This window comes from Chryseobacterium sp. 'Rf worker isolate 10' (assembly GCF_050753305.1).
In the GTDB taxonomy this organism is placed as follows: Bacteria; Bacteroidota; Bacteroidia; order Flavobacteriales; family Weeksellaceae; genus Chryseobacterium.
This window is the reverse complement of record NZ_JBOZOF010000001.1, coordinates 1,611,103-1,630,708: the sequence shown is the minus strand read 5'-3', so window position 1 is coordinate 1,630,708 and position 19,606 is coordinate 1,611,103. Positions and strand designations below refer to the sequence as shown.

16 protein-coding genes are annotated in these 19,606 nt (G+C 36.6%); 12 read left to right on the top strand and 4 right to left on the bottom strand.

From position 1 onward, the window contains the following. Positions 1-109 precede the first annotated feature (109 nt). The 9 genes from glgB (at position 110) to apaG (ending at position 12,473) form a co-directional block, all read left to right on the top strand. A complete protein-coding gene (gene glgB, locus LKL37_RS07290) occupies positions 110-2,056 on the top strand; it encodes a 1,4-alpha-glucan branching protein GlgB (protein WP_431609896.1) in 1,947 nt (648 codons plus the stop codon). 3 nt (positions 2,057-2,059) lie between these two features. Then, positions 2,060-3,466 (top strand): glycogen synthase, encoded by a 1,407-nt coding sequence (locus LKL37_RS07285; protein ID WP_431609895.1) that lies wholly within the window; start codon positions 2,060-2,062, stop codon positions 3,464-3,466. A 2-nt stretch (positions 3,467-3,468) separates the two neighbouring features. Beyond that, positions 3,469-4,005, top strand: coding sequence for a hypothetical protein (locus LKL37_RS07280; RefSeq protein WP_431609894.1), 537 nt, complete (start codon positions 3,469-3,471; stop codon positions 4,003-4,005). Positions 4,006-4,022: 17 nt separating this feature from the next. Further along, on the top strand, positions 4,023-5,291 hold the full coding sequence (locus LKL37_RS07275; RefSeq protein WP_431609893.1) for a glucose-1-phosphate adenylyltransferase: 1,269 nt from the start codon (positions 4,023-4,025) through the stop codon (positions 5,289-5,291). A 241-nt stretch (positions 5,292-5,532) separates the two neighbouring features. Beyond that, the gene (locus LKL37_RS07270) at positions 5,533-6,495 is read left to right on the top strand and encodes a hypothetical protein (protein ID WP_431609892.1); all 963 of its coding nucleotides are present in this window, start codon (positions 5,533-5,535) and stop codon (positions 6,493-6,495) included. Positions 6,496-6,761: 266 nt separating this feature from the next. Further along, a complete protein-coding gene (locus LKL37_RS07265; RefSeq protein WP_431609891.1) occupies positions 6,762-7,802 on the top strand; it encodes a polyketide cyclase in 1,041 nt (346 codons plus the stop codon). 125 nt (positions 7,803-7,927) lie between these two features. Continuing rightward, positions 7,928-10,744 carry a 2-oxoglutarate dehydrogenase E1 component gene (locus LKL37_RS07260; protein WP_431609890.1) on the top strand — a complete coding sequence of 939 codons (2,817 nt, stop codon included), beginning with the start codon at positions 7,928-7,930 and terminating at the stop codon, positions 10,742-10,744. A gap of 39 nt (positions 10,745-10,783) precedes the next feature. Then, positions 10,784-12,001 carry a 2-oxoglutarate dehydrogenase complex dihydrolipoyllysine-residue succinyltransferase gene (gene odhB / locus LKL37_RS07255; RefSeq protein WP_431609889.1) on the top strand — a complete coding sequence of 406 codons (1,218 nt, stop codon included), beginning with the start codon at positions 10,784-10,786 and terminating at the stop codon, positions 11,999-12,001. An 82-nt stretch (positions 12,002-12,083) separates the two neighbouring features. Then, a complete protein-coding gene (apaG, locus tag LKL37_RS07250; RefSeq protein ID WP_065398091.1) occupies positions 12,084-12,473 on the top strand; it encodes a Co2+/Mg2+ efflux protein ApaG in 390 nt (129 codons plus the stop codon). A gap of 37 nt (positions 12,474-12,510) precedes the next feature. On the opposite strand, the gene LKL37_RS07245 is transcribed toward apaG, so the two are convergent. From LKL37_RS07245 to LKL37_RS07235, 3 genes are all read right to left on the bottom strand, one after another. Further along, positions 12,511-13,065: a 3'-5' exonuclease gene (locus LKL37_RS07245; RefSeq protein WP_105701376.1), complete on the bottom strand. Its 555-nt coding sequence runs from the start codon at positions 13,063-13,065 to the stop codon at positions 12,511-12,513. A 185-nt stretch (positions 13,066-13,250) separates the two neighbouring features. Then, entirely contained in the window at positions 13,251-14,228 is a 978-nt protein-coding gene (locus LKL37_RS07240) for a glycosyltransferase family 2 protein (protein ID WP_431609888.1), read from the bottom strand. Positions 14,229-14,234: 6 nt separating this feature from the next. Continuing rightward, the gene (locus tag LKL37_RS07235) at positions 14,235-15,119 is read right to left on the bottom strand and encodes a lysophospholipid acyltransferase family protein (RefSeq protein ID WP_431609887.1); all 885 of its coding nucleotides are present in this window, start codon (positions 15,117-15,119) and stop codon (positions 14,235-14,237) included. A gap of 80 nt (positions 15,120-15,199) precedes the next feature. On the opposite strand from LKL37_RS07235, the gene LKL37_RS07230 reads away from it, so the two are divergent. After that, positions 15,200-15,772, top strand: a complete 573-nt coding sequence (locus tag LKL37_RS07230; protein WP_431609886.1) for a thioredoxin family protein — start codon at positions 15,200-15,202, stop codon at positions 15,770-15,772. A gap of 76 nt (positions 15,773-15,848) precedes the next feature. Here the strand turns inward: LKL37_RS07230 and LKL37_RS07225 are convergent, their stop codons facing one another. Continuing rightward, on the bottom strand, positions 15,849-17,210 hold the full coding sequence (locus LKL37_RS07225; RefSeq protein WP_431609885.1) for an aldehyde dehydrogenase: 1,362 nt from the start codon (positions 17,208-17,210) through the stop codon (positions 15,849-15,851). 189 nt (positions 17,211-17,399) lie between these two features. On the opposite strand from LKL37_RS07225, the gene LKL37_RS07220 reads away from it, so the two are divergent. Together LKL37_RS07220 and LKL37_RS07215 are read left to right on the top strand one after the other, a co-directional pair. After that, positions 17,400-19,079, top strand: coding sequence for a hypothetical protein (locus LKL37_RS07220; RefSeq protein ID WP_431609884.1), 1,680 nt, complete (start codon positions 17,400-17,402; stop codon positions 19,077-19,079). 17 nt (positions 19,080-19,096) lie between these two features. Further along, positions 19,097-19,606, top strand: coding sequence for a hypothetical protein (locus tag LKL37_RS07215; protein WP_431609883.1), 510 nt, complete (start codon positions 19,097-19,099; stop codon positions 19,604-19,606).

Sequence of the window (19,606 nt, the reverse complement as noted above, 5' to 3'; positions counted from 1 at the left end):
TTGAAAGACAAAACACGAAATGATATTGATAATTATTTGATGAATAATTAATCGCTATTGTCAGTATTTTTCGTAGTTTCAGGGAAATTATAAATACAAACCGATCTTGATGAATTCTGTTAAAACCTACACGCTTTTCACCGATCATGATGTATATCTTTTCAAAGAAGGTAGACATTATAAGCTGTATGGCAAATTTGGAGCTCATTCTGCAGAAAAAGATGGCGTGAAGGGCGTATACTTTTCAGTGTGGGCACCTAATGCAAAGAAAGTTTCCGTGATCGGAAATTTTAATAACTGGAATCATAAAGATCATATTTTGTTTCCCAGATGGGATGAATCCGGAATTTGGGAAGGATTTATTGAGGGATTAACCTGGGGTACATTATATAAATATGCTATTGAAACTCCCGGAGGCGAGATTCTGGAAAAAAGTGATCCCTATGCATTGAGCTGGGAACAGAATATTCAGGCTGCATCTTTGGTTTCTACTACATGGTATGAGTGGGATGACCAGGAATGGATGGACAGCCGATGGAAAAAAAACAGACTTGAAGCTCCAATATCAGTCTATGAACTGCATCTGGGGTCTTGGGTAAGAGAGGGGGACCAGCCCCAACGTTTTTTAAATTATAGAGACATTGCTGAAAAACTGGCTCCTTATATAAAAGAAATGGGATTTACCCATGTAGAATTTATGCCAGTGATGGAGTATCCTTACGAACCAAGCTGGGGATATCAGATCACTGGTTTTTATGCGGCAACTTCACGCTTTGGCTCACCACAGGATCTGATGTTTCTTATTGATGAACTTCATAGAAACGAAATTGGTGTCATTCTGGACTGGGTTCCATCCCATTTTCCGGGAGATGCTAATGGTCTTCATCGTTTTGACGGATCATATCTGTATGAACATGAAGATCCGAGAAAAGGATTCCATCCTGATTGGAAATCACATATTTTCAATTATGGAAGAAATGAAGTGAAATCTTTTCTGATTTCCAATGCCATGTTCTGGCTGGATCGTTATCATGCAGATGGATTGCGTGTGGATGCAGTCACCTCAATGCTTCATTTGGATTATTCAAGAAATGAAGGCGAGTGGGAACCCAATATTTATGGAACCAATGTAAATCTGGAGGCTAAAGCTTTTCTGCAGGAATTTAATACAGCCGTTTACAAGGAATTTGGTGATAATATCATGACGATAGCAGAAGAAAGTTCAGATTTTCCTATTCTTACAAAACCCGTTCATGATGGCGGCGTAGGTTTTGGAATGAAATGGATGATGGGCTGGATGCATGATACACTGGATTATTTCAAAGAAGATTTTCCTAACCGTAAGTTTCATCATCATAAGCTCACCTTTGCTTCCATGTATATGTATAATGAAAATTATATGATGCCTTTGTCACATGACGAAGTCGTACACGGAAAAGCCAGTCTTATCTATAAAATGAAGGGTGATGAATGGCAGAAATTTGCCAATTTGCGGGCTCTATATGTATATATGTATACCCACCCAGGAGCCAAGCTTCTTTTTATGGGGGATGAATTCGGGCAGACCAGTGAATGGAATTTTACCAGAAGTCTCGACTGGCATTTGCTGGAATATCCCGTTCACAAAGGAATGCAGGAAATTGTAAAAGAACTGAATCATCTGTACAGATCTGAAACGGCTTTTTACGAAAATCAGTTTGATAAACATGGTTTTGAATGGGTGGAAGCCGATGATCTCGAAAACTCGGTGTATATCTATCTGAGAAAAGGGAAAAGAAAAGATGATGTCTTGATGGTTGCTTTAAATCTGGCACCCAAAGTATTGGATTATAAAATTGGGATTCCTGCAGGGACACATTGGGAAGTTGTTTTAAGTTCCGATGATAAAAAATACAGCGGAAGCGGGGTCGAACCTGAAATAGTGGAAGAGAAATATGAAGAATGGAGAGGGTACCCAAAAACAATGACAGTGAAGCTGCCACCATTGGCGGGAATTATTTTACGACAGAAGAAAGATAAAAAGTATAAATTACACAGAATTAAACACAAGAGATAAAGAATGGTTATTTATCATTTAAGTACAGAATGTTATCCTGTAGCAAAAGTAGGAGGCCTGGCGGATGTAGTGGGAGCACTTCCGAAATATCAGAATAAAATAAAAGGAATAGATGCTAAGGTAGTAATGCCATGGTATAATAAAACCTTTGTTTATGATCATGAATTTGAATTGGTTTTTGATGGGTTTATTCATCAGGGAACCAATATGCTGCAGGTTCAGGTGCTGAAAGAAAAGACAAATGTGTTGGGATTTGAGCTGTATATGGTGAAAATTCCCGGATTATTAGATCGAGAGAATCCTTATGGATATCAGGATGAAAGCTTTCAGTTTCTGGCTTTTCAACATGGGGTACTGCATTGGCTGTCTGCCATGAAAATTCGTCCGGATGTACTGCATTGCCATGATTATCATACCGGTCTGGTTCCTTTTATGGTAGAAAACTGCCCGGAATTCGGATTCTTGAAAGGAGTGAAAACAATAGGAACCATCCATAACGGAGAATATCAGGGTATGATGAGCTGGAATATGGCCAATTATATGCCTTCTTTCGATGCTTACAAATGGGGATTGATGGATTGGAACGGATTCATGAACCCTTTGGCCAGTATGATTAAATGTGCCGATGCTTTTACTACCGTTTCCGAAGGATATCTTGAAGAACTTTTTATCAGCTTCCGAGGACTCGAAAGTCTCGTTCGCCAGGAATTCGGGAAAGCGTATGGAATCATCAATGGTATTGATACTGAAGTCTGGAATCCAGAAACCGATCCGATGCTGGATTTTAATTTTAACAGTAAAAATGCAGTTGCTCAGAAAAAGAAAAATAAAGAAAAGCTCTGTAAAGAATATGGTCTGAAACCTGAACTCCCTTTATTTGCCTTTATCGGAAGATTCGCTACAGAAAAAGGAGCAGATTTCCTGCCGGATGTAGTATGGAGAAGTATTAAACAAAGCTACGGAGCTTTAAATATTATGATTCTCGGCTCAGGAAATACCTACATTGAAAACAAATTGAAAGAATACGACTATACCTACACCAATTTTGCATTGGATCTGGGATATAAAGAACATCTTTCCCATAAGATATATGCCTCGGCAGATTTTCTTTTGATGCCATCCAGGGTAGAGCCTTGCGGACTGAATCAAATGTATTCTATGAGATACGGAACCGTTCCTGTAGTAAGATATACAGGAGGACTCAGAGATACCGTAGAAGATATTTCAACAGGAGGAGCAGGACTGAATTTTACTTATCCGGGTGTAGATGATATTGTACATGCGATGAACAGGGCAATGGCAATTTATAATCAAAAGGGAATGATGGAAGAACTTATTCATGCCAACATGAATTTTGATTTTGCATGGGAGAAATCTGCAGAAAAATACATAGCTTTATATAATAGCTAAATATGAGAAAGCTTTTTTCATTTCTATTAATAATAATTATAGTCTCTTCCTGTAAAAAAGAAGATGACGGACTCCGTAATGGTTATTTCTGGCTATACGGGGCTGGTCTTAAAGATAGATATGGAGAAGAAGCGACCAATGGTATTTCTGAAAAATGGAAAATAAAAACAGTAGATGCCGGCGGATGTATTATTGATGACGAGCTGGAAAAAAAGATAAACAGGGCGAATAAAAAAACACTAGCCGCTATTACAAAAAAATATGGTAAAGGCTGGGAAACAAAATATGATAAGGATATAGAAAATTTTGCCTTGAAAAGCGCAGATGTAATGGATGTGCTGATTGTAAATAAAATGTTCAGAAGCAAATTGAAAGACCACAATATTCCTATTGATGATGTGGATAAACAGGTTAAAGAACTTAATGATCAGGGAGAATACGAAGTGGCAATAGTTAATTCAAATCTGAAATATGAAAATAAAGAATGCTTTAAAGTAGCAGTAAACACTAAGAACCGAACAGTAAACTTAATAAAATAAAAAAACGCAAGATATTTATGAATCGAAATGTAATCTCCATTGTTTTAGGAGGAGGCAGAGGGACAAGACTATTCCCGTTAACGTATTCCAGATCAAAACCAGCTGTTCCTATTGCGGGAAAATACAGACTGGTAGATATTCCAATTTCAAACTGCCTGAATTCAGGACTGAATAAAATTCTGGTTTTAACACAGTTTAATTCCGCTTCTCTCAATTCACACATTAAGAACTCTTACCATTTTGATATTTTCAGCAAAGGCTTTGTCGATATTCTGGCAGCAGAGCAGAATGTAGAAAATGACAGTTGGTATCAGGGTACTGCAGACGCTGTACGTCAGTCGATGAAGCACCTTGAAAAATATGATTATGACTATATTCTTATTCTTTCAGGAGATCAGTTGTATCAGATGGATTTCAGAGAAATGCTGGATTTTCATATTGAAAACGGAGGAGATCTTACCATTGCTACCATTCCGGTGAATGCAAAAGATGCCACTGGTTTTGGAATCTTAAAATCGGATGATGAAGGAAACATCACTTCTTTCTATGAAAAGCCGGATTATGATTTGCTGGAAGGGATGAAATCTGAAGTTTCAGAAGCTAATAAACATACAGGAAAAGAATTCCTTGCTTCTATGGGAATCTATATTTTCACTAAGAATATCCTTAAAAAGATGTTTGAAGAAGGAGCAGGTGATGACTTCGGAAAAGATATCATCCCAAGTTCCATCGGAAAATACAAGACATTGAGCTATCAGTATGAAGGCTACTGGACAGATATCGGAACTATAGAATCGTTTTATGAAGCCAATCTTGACCTTTGTCTGGATCTGCCTCAGTTTAACCTTTTCTCTTCTTCTCCTATCTATACCAGAGCAAGGATGCTTCCGCCATCAAAAATAAATGGTTCATACGTAAGTAAAGCTGTTTTTGGAGATGGATGTATCATCATGGCAGATAAAATTGAAAATTCCGTGATTGGAAACAGAACAAGAATAGATAAAGGAAGTACCATCGTGAATTCTTACGTTATGGGAGCCGATTTCTACCAAAATACAACAGAAATTGTCCTTAATGACAGAGGCGGCCGTCCTAATATGGGAATTGGAAAATACTGTTACATAGAAAAAGCAATTCTTGATAAAAACTGTTACATTGGTGATAATGTAAAGATCATCGGTGGTAAACATATTCCTGATGGTGATTATGGAACTTATTCCGTTCAGGATGGGATTGTGGTTGTGAAAAAAGGAGCTGTAATTGCGCCGGGAACACATATCGGATGAAGAGGAGGAAGCAAGAGCAAAGCCAGAAAGTAATCAAAAGTCTACAGGCGATTTCTGTCCAACAGTCCCCTTCAGCTTCCCTCACCCAGCTTCCCGCCTTTAACCAGGTTAATTATTGTTAAACATACAATCAGAGTGATCAACATATTGTTCACTCTTTTTATTGTAAAGAAATACAATTCAATAATTCTGATTCTTGACAACCAATAAAAACACAATTTAAAAAAGAAAGCTATTCTAAATGAAATGTAAACAAGCTCTTTTTAAAACACTTTTAATCTTAACTACTTTAATATCTGAATGCTTTGCATCACAAACAGTTACCGTTCGAGGAATAGCCAGAGATTCTTCAAATAACCTTATAGCAATTAGCGTAAATGATACAATAAGAAAGTTTAGAGATAAAGCATTTGAAAATAATGATTGGAAAGGATATGATGCGCTAGCTACTAATAAAAATCTTTATACAATACCTGATTCTGCTGGCAACTATGTCATAACAGCAAAGGTTACAGATACATTGTATTTTTCTAAAAGAAAGTATGTCACCCAAAAATATAAAGTTGCAGATATAGTAAAGAATAATATTCAGGTTCATTTAAATCGCGCACAATGTATTCCTAATAAAGAATGTAATCAGAAAATTCCATCAAAGTTATATATTTTCGTAGGAGAAAAAATAAATGTTACTTCTGTAGACAGATCTCAATATTGTGGTGAAATGATGGATAGCGAATATAAAGCCGAATATAAAATTGAACAGGAGTTTTCTGAACATTGTCCTTCTTCAAAAATTGTTTTTACAGCTTATGACCACAATAGTACGTATGAATTTGATTTTAGAAACTATGATCATATATTAGTTTTTGTGGGAGAATATTGCGGTGATTTAATTCATTTGAAATATCAGTTTTTTCCTTTATACAAAACAGCTGATGGAAGATGGGCAACCCCAGTGAAGCTTAAAGCAGAACAGATATATCAACTTGACCAATATACACCTTCTAAAATAGAATTTGATCAATCTGTCAGTTTTGATTTGCCCAATGATTTATCTGAAGAGCAAATTGCTCAATTAAGAAAATATAAATTTCCTGAAAAACATTATGATATTAAGGATCACAAAGCTATTCCAATAATGGGAAGATATGCAGAAGATTTAGTGAAAATCTGGAAGGTGGCTTATGAGAAAAACGAAGAATAAATTAACAAAAAATAATGAGAGATCGATGTTAGAAAATGGAAGTTATGAAAGCTAGGGTAGAACTTTAATCTTTTTATATGAAATTGTGGTTTAAGCAATTGTTTGAAGAATTTTCAATCAAAAGTCTACAGGCGATTTCTGCCCAACAGTCCCCTTCAGCATCCCTCACCCAGCTTCCCGCCCTCAACTAGGTTAATTATTGTTAAACATACAATCAGAGTGATCAGCATATTGTTCACTCTTTTTATTTATACTATTTTTGTGCGATGCGTATTTTTAAGATATTAACTTTTATCGTTATTGTGTTGGGGGGAGCTTATGCGGCTTCCATGTATTATTTTGTGGACGAAAGTAAAAATTTTACTATTGAAAAAGAGATTGATTATCCGGTAGATAAAGTTTTTTCTCAGTTTAATAACCTGCAGAATTTTACAAGATGGAACAATTTTTTTACCAGTTCACAATCTATCGATATTGATTATTATACGCCATATGAAGGGCAGGGAAGTGCCATCAGCTATGTAGATCCTAAAAATGATACCGATGGAGAAATGTTCATCAGGTATGAGAACCTTAATAAGACCCTGAAATACCAGCTTTTTGAGGATGAAAACGAAAATCCAACGCTGGTTGATGTTAAATTTAAGCCCGTTTCTGCTGAAAAAACAAAAATTATCTGGTACGTACATACCCCGAAATTATCTGTCTGGAAAAGAGTAGGAAACTTTTGGACGGAAGACCGTTTTGCTGAAAATATCAACAAAAGTATGGTGAATCTTAAAAATTCTTTAGGAAATAAAGTAGAAAAAGACAACCAGATGGCAGCCATCAAATACGACAGTCTGATGGTGGAAAATGAAGAAGACAAACTTTTATTGGGAATCAATGTAAGTACTTCGAACAAAAAAGATGCACTTTACAAAAATATCGTTATGAATTATAACAAAGTCTATAATTTCGTGACGATGGACCTTGGGAAAAGAGATGATGAATTTGGATATCCAATCCTAATCACAGATGCAGATAATTACAAAGACAAGGAGGTTTCTTATTTCCTCGGAATTCCACTTTCTAAGAAAATTGGAGTATCGGATAATAATTTCAATTTTAGGTCCGTAAATCCGTCTCAAAATTACGTAATGTACTACAAAGGGAACTATGAGGGCCGAATTCGGGCAATTCAACAGCTCATTCAGAAAGCCAAAAAAGACGAGATGCGCTTCGGAGATATCCGCCAGACCTTTATTGAACGTCCGATGGAAGGTCAGGAGGTAAACGTTAAGCTCTCATTATCAGTGTATAAGTAATTTTTATTTAATTATTTTTTTCTTAAGTTTTTTTAACGGTTTCAGACTGTTCTAACTCGGTTTTTTTTATTAAATTTGAAGATTAATTCTACAAATAAATTTTAATAAATAGATAAACTGTAATAATGGACAGATTTTCATTCCTAAACGCAGCTCATTCTCAGTTAATTGAGGATTTATACCAACAGTACTTAAAATTCCCGGACTCCCTAGAACCATCATGGAAAGCCTTCTTTCAAGGCTTCGATTTTGCTTTGGAGAACTACGGAGATGACGATAACACTCAGTTTATTCAGGCTTCAGCCAACGCTGCTCCGGCAGTACAACAACAGATTTCTCAGGCAGTATCTAATGGAGAAGTTCCTGAGCACATCAAGAAAGAATTTAAAGTAGTAAACCTTATCGAGGCTTACAGAACAAGAGGGCACCTTTTTACAAAAACTAACCCGGTTAGAGAAAGAAGACACTATACACCTACTTTAGACATCGAGAACTTCGGTCTTTCTAAAGAAGATTTAAATATAAAATTCAACTGCGCGGTTGAAACAGGAATGAAAGAACCTGCTACTTTAGCAGATTTGATCAAGCACCTTGAAAGCATCTACTGTGATTCTATCGGAGTAGAATACATGCACATCAACAACGTTGAAGAAAAAGATTTTATCAAAAGATGGCTTCAGGTAAACGAAAACCATCCAAGTCTTTCTGCAAACGAAAAAACAGAAATCTTATTAAAATTAAACCAGGCAGTTGCTTTTGAAAACTACCTGCACACAAAATTTGTAGGACAAAAAAGATTCTCATTAGAAGGTGGTGAAACATTAATCCCTGCTTTAGATCAATTGATCTCAAGATCTTCTCAGCTAGGAGTAGATGAAGTGGTATTGGGAATGGCTCACAGAGGTAGACTTAATGTACTGACCAATATCTTTGGGAAATCTTACAAGCAGATATTCTCAGAATTTGAAGGAAAAGAATTCGAAGAGGATGTATTCTCTGGTGACGTTAAATATCACTTAGGATCATCTAAAAAAATCAAAACAGCTTCCGGAGAAGAAGTTTGTATTAACCTTACTCCGAACCCTTCTCACCTTGAAACCGTTGCCGCCCTTGTAGAAGGTATCTGCCGTGCAAAAGTAGACGATAAATACAAAGATTATTCTAAAGTATTGCCAATCATCATTCACGGTGATGGAGCTATTGCCGGACAAGGTATTGCTTACGAAGTGGCTCAGATGATGACTTTGGAAGGATACAGAACAGGTGGTACAGTTCATATTGTTGTCAATAACCAGGTTTCATTTACAACCAACTATATGGATGCAAGATCTTCAACATACTGTACAGATATTGCAAAAGTTACAGAATCTCCTGTAATGCACGTAAATGCTGACGATGCTGAAGCTGTTGTTCATGCCATCCACTTTGCTGCTGACTTCAGAGCAAAATTCGGAAAAGATGTTTATATCGACCTTTTAGGATATAGAAAATATGGTCACAACGAAGGTGATGAGCCAAGATTTACTCAGCCTAACCTATATAAAACCATTTCAAAACATCCGAATCCAAGAGAAATTTATAAAGATAAATTGCTTAAAGACAGCATTACTTCAAACGACGTAATTGCTAAAATGGAAACGGAATTCAAAGCTCTTCTGGACAAAGATTTTGATGCTTCTAAAGAGATTGAGAAAAACGTAATGGATCTGTTTATGGCTGAAGACTGGACGAACTATCCAATCGGAAAGAGAGGAGCAGTTCAGTTGCCGGTTGATACCCAATATGATGCAGCAAAGCTTAAAGAATTAGCGCTTAAAATGTCAACACTTCCTGTTGATAAAAAGTTCATCAATAAAATTACAAGACTTTTCGAAAACCGTATCAAAGCTATTGAAGGAAACTCATTAGACTGGGCGTTAGGAGAGTGGTTAGCATATGCTACACTTCTTGTGGAAGGTCACAATGTAAGAATCTCCGGAGAAGATGTGGAAAGAGGAACATTCTCTCACAGACACGCGGTAGTAAAAACAGAAGATACAGAAGAAGAATATATCCCGTTAAGACACGTATCAGAAAGCAGATTTGATGTATTCAACTCTCACCTTTCAGAATATGGGGTTCTAGGTTTCGATTACGGATATGCAATGGCATCTCCAAATACATTAACCATCTGGGAAGCTCAGTTCGGAGACTTCGTGAACGGTGCTCAGATCATCGTTGACCAGTATCTTGCTGCTGCAGAAGAAAAATGGAAAATCCAGAACGGATTGGTAATGTTATTGCCTCACGGTTCAGAAGGACAGGGTGCTGAGCACTCTTCAGCAAGACTGGAGAGATTCCTTACTCTTTGTGCTAATGAAAATATGGTAGTAGCGAATATTACTTCACCTGCCAACTACTTCCACTTATTGAGAAGACAGTTGAAATGGGGCTTCAGAAAACCATTAATCGTAATGAGCCCTAAATCTTTATTGAGACATCCTAAAGTAGTTTCTCCAATTGAAGATTTTGCAAACGGTACATTCCAGCCAATCTTGGATGATCCTACTGCAGATCCTAAAAAAGTAGAAAAAGTAGTTCTTTGTTCAGGTAAACTGTACTTCGAATTATTAGCGAAGAAAGAAGAACTGAACTGTGAAAATATTGCATTAGTAAGATTCGAGCAGTTATATCCACTACAGACAGATGCTATTGAAGCGATCTTCAACAAATACGAAAACAAAAAACAATTGGTTTGGGCTCAGGAAGAACCTGAAAACATGGGAGCTTGGTCTTATATCCTGAGAAACTTCAGAGATACAGGAATCCAGGTAGTTGCTCCGGTACCAAGCGGTGCTCCAGCTCCAGGTAGCCACAAAATGTTTGAGAAAAACCAAAATGCAGTGATCAACAGAGTTTTTGATAGAGATGATGCTCCTGCAAAAAGACCAGTTACAGCTTAATTTAAATAATATCCAATTAAAAAATAAAAAATACTCGATATGTCAGTTTTAGAAATGAAAGTTCCTTCACCGGGCGAATCAATTACAGAAGTTGAAATTGCAACTTGGCTTGTAAAAGATGGTGATTATGTAGAAAAAGATCAACCTATCGCCGAAGTGGATTCAGATAAAGCAACTCTTGAATTGCCGGCAGAACAAAGTGGTATTATCACTTTAAAGGCAGAAGAAGGTGATGTAGTACAGGTAGGTCAGGTAGTTTGTTTAATTGATATGGATGCTAAAAAACCAGAAGGTGCTGCACCTGCTGCTGAAGCTCCAAAACAGGAAGCTCCAAAACCAGCTGCTCCGGTAGCTGCTCCACAAACTTATGCAACAGGAGCTCCATCTCCGGCTGCTAAGAAAATCCTTGACGAAAAAGGAATGGATGCTGCTCAGGTTTCAGGAACAGGAAGAGACGGAAGAATCACTAAAACTGATGCTGAATTAGCGGCAGTTCCTGCATTAGGAGGAAGCCCTATGACTGCTACAGGTGCTAGAACTACCACTACAACTAAACTTTCAGTTTTAAGAAGAAAAATCGCTCAAAGATTGGTTTCTGTGAAGAATGAAACAGCAATGTTGACGACTTTCAACGAAGTGGATATGTCTGAAATCTTCAGATTAAGAAAGCAATATAAAGAAGAATTTGCTCAAAAACACGGAGTTGGACTTGGTTTCATGTCTTTCTTTACAAAAGCAGTGACAAGAGCATTACAAATGTATCCGGATGTAAATGCATCTATCGACGGAGACTTCAAAGTAAATTATGATTTCTGCGATATTTCAATTGCCGTTTCTGGTCCTAAAGGATTAATGGTTCCGGTATTGAGAAATGCTGAAAATATGTCTTTTGCTAGCGTAGAAGCAAATATCAAAGATCTTGCTATCAAAGTAAGAGATGGTAAAATTACTGTTGACGAAATGACTGGTGGTACTTTCACAATTACAAACGGTGGTACTTTCGGATCTATGATGTCTACACCAATCATCAATCCTCCACAATCTGCAATCTTAGGTATGCACAACATTATCCAGAGACCAGTAGCTGTTGACGGGCAGGTAGTAATCAGACCAATGATGTACGTTGCAATGTCTTATGACCACAGAATTATCGACGGTAAAGAATCTGTAGGATTTCTTGTTGCGGTAAAAGAAGGTATCGACAATCCAGTTGAAATATTATTGGGAGGTGACGAAAGAAAAGGCCTTGGTTTATAGTTTTAATAAAATTATAATGTAAATATATGATCTCGCCTTATAAAAAAGGCGAGATTTTTGTATTTATTAAGAAAATGCTACAATGATGTTTTCAAAAATGACTTCCAATATCAAAGTTTCAGTTATACCTGAATATGATAGTAAAAACAGTTATCCATCCGAAAACCGTTACGTTTTTAAATACAATATCACGATAGAAAATGACGGAAGCTTTCCTATCAAAGTGTTGAAAAGAAAATGGTTAATTTTTGATGTAGGATTTGGATACACAGAGATTATAGGTGATGGCGTTATCGGCCTTACTCCTGAAATAGGAACAGGTGAAAATTTCGCTTACTTCTCCAATGTAATGCTTCGTTCCGGAGTAGGAAATATGAGCGGAAAATACCTCGTTAAAAATCTGGAGACACAGGAGACATTTGAGATTGATATTCCAAAATTCAATCTATTGTCTGAAGTGTTGAGTAATTAATGATTAATAAATGGCAGACTAAGAACCCGGGTTCTTATTAAAGCTTTTTTATTTTCGCCTTCATATAATCGTTTACTTCATCATTGCTGGTGAGAAACAGTTTCTCAAAAGCCAGCAGCGAGATCTTTGCACACACTTCAGCATCTGCACCCGCTCTGTGGTGGGTGAAATCAATTTTATGATATTCAGCCAAAGGTTTTAAACCGTATTTCGGAAGATAATTCCATGATTTCTTGGCAAGCTGTATGCTGCACAAATAGTTTAATTTGGGGGTAAACATTCCATAATGCTCCAGGCATCCTCTTAAAACAGAAGCATCAAATCCTGCATTATGAGCAATCATAAGACTGCCATACATCATTTCCTGAGCCTCATACCATACTTCGTCGAAGGTCGGTGCATCTTTTACATCTTCAGGATGAATTCCATGAACGGCAATATTGAATCTGCTGAAATAAGGAAAACTCGGAGGTTTAATCAGCCAGGTCTTTGTTTCCACAATTTTAGAATCCTGTACTACACAGATTCCCATCTCACAAGCTGAACTTTTCTCGTGAGTGGCTGTTTCAAAATCTATTGCACAGAAATCCATTGTTTTAAAATTATAATTTGTTGATTGTTGTTGGGGTATAGTTGCTGGTTCTCAGGTTTAGAGTTTAATGTTCAAAGTTTTGGGTTTAAAGTTTAATGTTAATTGAAGTTATGAATTTTTACTCTAATGAATCCTTAGTTCATGATAAGTAAGAAAGTCGTAATTTTCAACTAATCCCTAATCTATCATCTGCCACCTAAAAAATGTTTAAAAATCAGCCATTTCGATTGATAAAACTGATTCTTCTGATGTTGCTGACGAAGTTTCAATGTTCCGGAAAGCTGAGTATAAAATCCAAAATGAGCTCTTACAACCGCCCACAGATGTGGAAAACCTTGTTTTAAACCAAAGTAAATCCCGGCAACACCATCCAGGCATAATCTGAAAAAGATCAACCAGATCAATTGAGGAAAAGGAAGGTTTTTAAGCATCATGGAAAGGTTATTTCTGATGTTTAAATAAGTTTTTTGTGCACTCTGCTTATTGAGTGTTCCACCACCTACATGATATACATGGGCTTTTCCGGTATAATAAATTTGTTTCCCGGAATTAATAAGCCTCCAGCAAAGGTCAATTTCTTCCTGATGAGCAAAAAATCTTGCATCAAAGCCATTCTGATCCCAGAAATCTTTTGAACGGATAAAAAAACAGCATCCTGAAGCCCAGAAGATTTCTTTTTCATCATTATACTGGCCTTTATCTTCTTCCAGATCATCAAAGACCCTTCCTCTGCAATAAGGATATCCAAGGTTGTCTATCAAGCCCCCGGCAGCACCAGCGAACTCGAAATGACTTTTATTGTGATAAGATAAAATTTTAGGTTGTACTGCTGAGATTGAAGGATTTTTTTCCAACAGTTCCAATACAGGTTCTGTCCAGTTGTCTGTAACCTCTACATCAGAATTGAGAAGACAGTAGTATTCATGCTTGATGGATTTTAATCCCTCGTTATAACCGCCTGCAAACCCATAATTTTTATCATTTTTAATAATGTGTACTGTGGGGAAATTCTTTTGCAGAAACTCAACGGAATCATCCGTAGAAAGGTTGTCTATCACATAGATATCAGCATTCTGAGAAAATTGAACCACACCCGGAAGAAATTTTTCAAGCCAATTTCTGCCGTTCCAGTTTAAGATGGCAACTGCCAGTTTTTTCTGCATGTCAATCTATTTTTTTTCAGAATCAAAATTTTTGATAGAGTCCTGATATTTCCATTTTCTGTGTGACCAAAGATAGTTGTCAGGATTTTTGTGCAAAGTATTTTCCAGTAATTTATGGAATTTTCTTACCACTTCATTTTCTGTGAACTTTTCACCATCCGGATATATTCTGTGATAATTAACCTGATAATAACCACGTTTCACCTTTTTCATCTCACAATAGATAAAAACAAGATCCATTCTTGTGGCCAGTTTATCATATCCTATAAAAGCAGGAGTTCTTTGATTCAAAAATTCTAATCCGTAAGTGACATGAGCATGGTGAGGCGTTTGATCTGCTACAAACATATAAGCAGAATCTCCGTTGTTTTTAGATCTGAAAATATTCAAGATCACCTCATTGGCTTCCAGTGCTTCGTTTCCGAACTTGTTTCGGACCTTTTTCATCTGATTCTCCCAAAAATCACTGTTTACTTTTCTGTATACAGGATGGCAATGAGCCTGGGGAACAATCTTTGCCAATGCATTGATCCATTCCCAATTGAAAACATGTCCTGCCAGCAGGATAATATTTTTACCTTCCTTTTTAGCATCATGAAACAGTTCCTGATTGATATGCTGCATTCTCACTCTGGCTTCTGTCTCAGAAATACTGAAAGATTTTATAGTTTCTACCAGATAATCTGAAAAATTAAGGTAGAATTTTTTTCGGATCTCTTTAATTTCTTCTTCCGATTTATCAGGGAAAGACTTTCTTAGATTTTGGGTGATTACCTCTTTTCTGTATCCTACCAGATAGTAATTAAGGAAAAAGATGACGTCCGAAAAAATATATAATATTTTAAGCGGCAGCTTAGAGACTAAGTATAATATTTTGATTAAGAAATTCATAAAACAGGCAAATTTAGTGATAATAAAATTATGGTTCTATTTTTGCTGACGGATATATATTATTTTTTTACTTTTATGTTATGAAAAAATTGACAATACTAGCTTTTTTGGTATTAAGTGCTTTCGCTTTTTCGCAGAATACCAATAAACCACTGGAAGAGAAGAAAAGTGATAATGCACTTTTAGTAAAAACTGATCATGCTGAAATAGAAGCAAAGAAAAAGGCAGCAGAAGAAAAAGCAAAACTTCCAAAGCCTTATGATCCAAAAGCAGATGCACAGGCAGACATTAATAAATTGATTGCAAAAGCAAAGAAAGAAGGTAAAAATATCATAATCCAGGCGGGTGGAAACTGGTGTATTTGGTGCTTGAGATTCAATCAGTTTGTGCAAACAACTCCGGAATTAAAAAATATTGTTGATAAAAACTACGAATATTATCATTTGAATTTCTCTCCGGAGAATAAAAATGAAAAAGTTTTTGCCCAATATGGTAATCCGGGTGAAAAATTTGGCTATCCGGTATTTATTATTTTAGATAAAAACGGAAAAATGATCAAAGTTCAGCAGAGTGATGTGCTGGAAGAAGGAAAAGGATACAGTAAAGATAAAGTAAAGGAATTCTTTACTACATGGGCTCCTAAAAAAGGATAAAACAATAAAAACTGCTTCGGAAATGAGGCAGTTTTTTGTTTTTTTGTAGCGTTTGCGAAAATACTATTTGCAGAATTTACAGCAGCTTTTTAATCCAGCTTAATTTCTTCTCAGAATAAGGAGGATATTTGATATCCGGTTCGCCCCAGGTAGCTTTATCAAGAACTGCTTTTTGATGTGAGAAGGCTTCAAAACCATATTTACCATGATAATTTCCTATTCCTGAGCTTCCCACTCCTCCAAACGGAAGATGGTCATTGCTTAAATGCATTACTGTGTCATTGATACAACCTCCTCCGAAAGATAATTTTCGTGTAAAACTCTCTTTTTCTTCAGAATCATTGGTGAAAAGATAAGCAGCCAATGGTTTTTCAAGCTCTAAGACAGCGTTTAATGCTGCATTATAACTTTGGAAGCTGATGACCGGAAGGAGAGGACCAAAAATTTCTTCCTGCATGATTTCGTCATTCCAGTTTATATGGTTCAGAATCGTAGGTTCGATATAGAGTTTTTCTTCGTCAAAATGACCTCCGGAATATATTTTTTCCTTATCAATAAGGCGTACAAGGCGCTGAAAATTTCTTTGGTTAATGATTCTTGTGTACTGTTCAGAATCCTGATCATATTTAAATTGCCTGATGTATTTTCTGATCATTTCCAGAAACTGCTCCTGAATGGTTTCTTCTACCAAAAGATAATCGGGAGCCACACAGGTTTGCCCTGCATTGAGAAACTTTCCCCATACAATTCTTTTAGCTGCTATTTCAAGATTGGCGTTTTTGGTGACGATAGCCGGAGACTTTCCACCCAGTTCAAGGGTTACAGGGGTTAGGTGTTCCGCTGCTGCTTTGTAAACGATCTTTCCGACTTTTGTACTTCCTGTAAAAAATATTTTGTCAAATTTTAATTGTAGAAGAGCTGTAGTTTCATCAATTCCACCTTCGTACACATAAAGATATTCAGACGGGAAATTTTCATTGATAATGGATGCCATTGCTTTCATGGTATTTTCAGCTATTTCACTGGGCTTAAGAACACAGCAGTTTCCGGCAGCCATTGCGGCAATGATTGGAGATAATGATAACTGGTAAGGATAATTCCAGGCTCCGATGACCAAAACACAGCCCAGTGGATCAGCATAAATTCTACTGCTCCCCAATTGATTGACAAGATTAGTACTTACTTTTTTAGGTTTTGACAGGGATTTTAAGTTTTTGATATAGTAATTGATATCATTCAGAATAAAGGACAATTCTGTTGTGAAAGTATCAAATTTTGATTTCCCAAAATCCTTGTTAATAGCTTCATACAACATATTCTCATTAGAAATAATAAGATTTTTAAGCTTTTCAAGATACATTTTTCGGAAAGCAAGACTTTTGGTTTGCTGTGTGGCAAAAAAATCTCGTTGCTTCAGTAGAATACTTTCAATTTCCATGGGTGATTTTTATATTAAACGTTCTTATTTCCAAGATAGTATTGATTGGAAAATTATTAATAATAATGAGATATTAATTTAATAAAAAATTATATAACATTGTATTTTAATGAATAGAATAGCGAATTTTAGAAAACTCATTGGTTGGTGATAAAAAATATTGTAATTTTAATTATTTAAAATTTGAGGATGAGAAAATTGTTCTATGTGTTCCCCTTACTCTTTTGTTATTTCAGTTACGCGCAATGTACAAACTGCGGCATTCAAAACCCTACAGATCCTAATTATCATTTTCCCGATAATACAACAGTTTGTTTTAGTTCCGATATGACATTCAATAATCCGACTTTTGGAATCAATTCTAAGATTTGTATTGCTTCGGGTGTTACCTTACAGTTTCAGAATAATATCAGTGGCGTTACCAATGCTCCGGTGAGTTTTGAAGTTCACGGAACATTAAATTTTAACCAAACGTTAACGGCTGTTGCCGATCTTGATGTACATGTTTACAACACTGGAAATATAACGGTAGGAGGAGGAAATGGCAATTTAACGATTAACGGACAGGTTAATAAAATTGTAAATGAAGGGCTTATTGAGCTGGGAGTTTTACAGTTAGGAGATAACACCACTAATACAATTGATAATTATGGAAACCTGAATATTAACGGAAACCTGAATATGAGCAGTTCTGCAACTACTTTGTTCAGGAATGAAGGAGGCGGACTGATATTACTCAGCGGTAATTATGGGAATAGTGAGCAGAGTGTCTATGTCAATTGTGGTACTATTATATCTCAGAACGGATTTAATATCAATGGCGGTAAAATTATCAATACCGGATTTTTTACTGTTGGAGGAGATATTAATTTATCAGGAAGCAGCAGCGAAATTTACAATTTTGGGCTTTTTACCTCCAACGGAAATATGAATAATGCACCTGCTGATGCAGTTATTTATAATGAAGGAGAAATGGCATTAAACCAATTTCAGGGAGGAAATGCTGCCATTCAGGGGCCTTCTTCATCTGCCAAAAAAGGATATGTAGTGTTGAAGAATGCCATACAGGTTGGAAATGTGGCTGTAGGGCCTAATCTCGATTTCAGAATGACTACAGGTGTTTCTGATCCAAGTACAGTTTTTATGAACAGTAATCCGAGCTTCCTGACGAATGTTACCTATGATTGTGCTTCTACCAACAGCTGTAGTGCACCTTTGATCATTAATCCGGGATTTTGTCCTGCAATTAACGGCGATTTACCACCAATGGCGGTAGATGATTTGTATACTATTGTTGCAGGAGGGTCTTCTACAGGAATTGTTCTGGATAATGACTTTGAAACCTACGGCGGAGCACAGGCAACCCTTTCCAATGTTATTTTGTCTCAGATATCCACTTCAAACCCCAATATTTCACTGAATACGTCTGACGGCCATATTCTTGTAGCTTCGGGAGCATCTCCGGGAACGTATACTTTGGTGTATCAGATCTGCCAGACTGCTTCTCCGTCCAATTGTGATACAGCAACAGTTACGGTTACGATTCAGGGGAATGTGCCTTGTTATAAACCTGCGGTAACAGCAGGAACAGTACTTTCTTCAAATTTTGGAATTACTTCTTTAAGCAGAGCAGATAGAGGAGGAAGCAATTGGCCTGGAGTAAGAAAAGGAGCGTGGGCTGTATTGGAATCAAAGAGTAAAGGTTTTGTTCTTAACAGGCTTACGGATGCACAGGTCGCAGCAATTCTACAGGCCGATCTTAAAGAAGGAATGATTGTTTATAATACGACACAAAATTGTCTGCAGGTCAATATTGACGGTACTTCTACGGGCTGGAAATGCTTTAATAACCAAACTTGTCCGGATTAACAGAAAACTGATTAGTTATGAAAAAAATTACTTTAATCTTTACAATAATAGTATCTGGAAACATTAATGCTCAGATTGCTTTTGGAAAAACGACACTAGAATCAGCTTCATCATCTATTGAGTTTGGAAATGAAAACCGAGGGTTTGTTCTTCCATGGGCTGCAAACACCTCCGGAATTCTGAATGCGGTGAATGGTACTCTGATTTTTGATACCTCAGATATGAAGGTGAAAGTTTATCAGAATAATCTTTGGAAAGACCTTTCAGTAGATGGAACGGGTATTGCAGATACCAGTCTTCAGGATAGTTTAACAGATCAGCCTGACGCAAAAGTTTCCGTGGGAACACCTTCATCCGTTTCCGGAATTCTGGTGCTTGAAGATGCAAATAAAGCTATGATTTTACCGAAAGTAGCTTCTCCGCATCTCAATATTATTTCACCAGCCGCCGGAATGATGGTATATGATACCCAGAAAAAGCAATTGGCCGTTTTCAACGGAACTGTCTGGTCTTTCTGGGGAGAATAA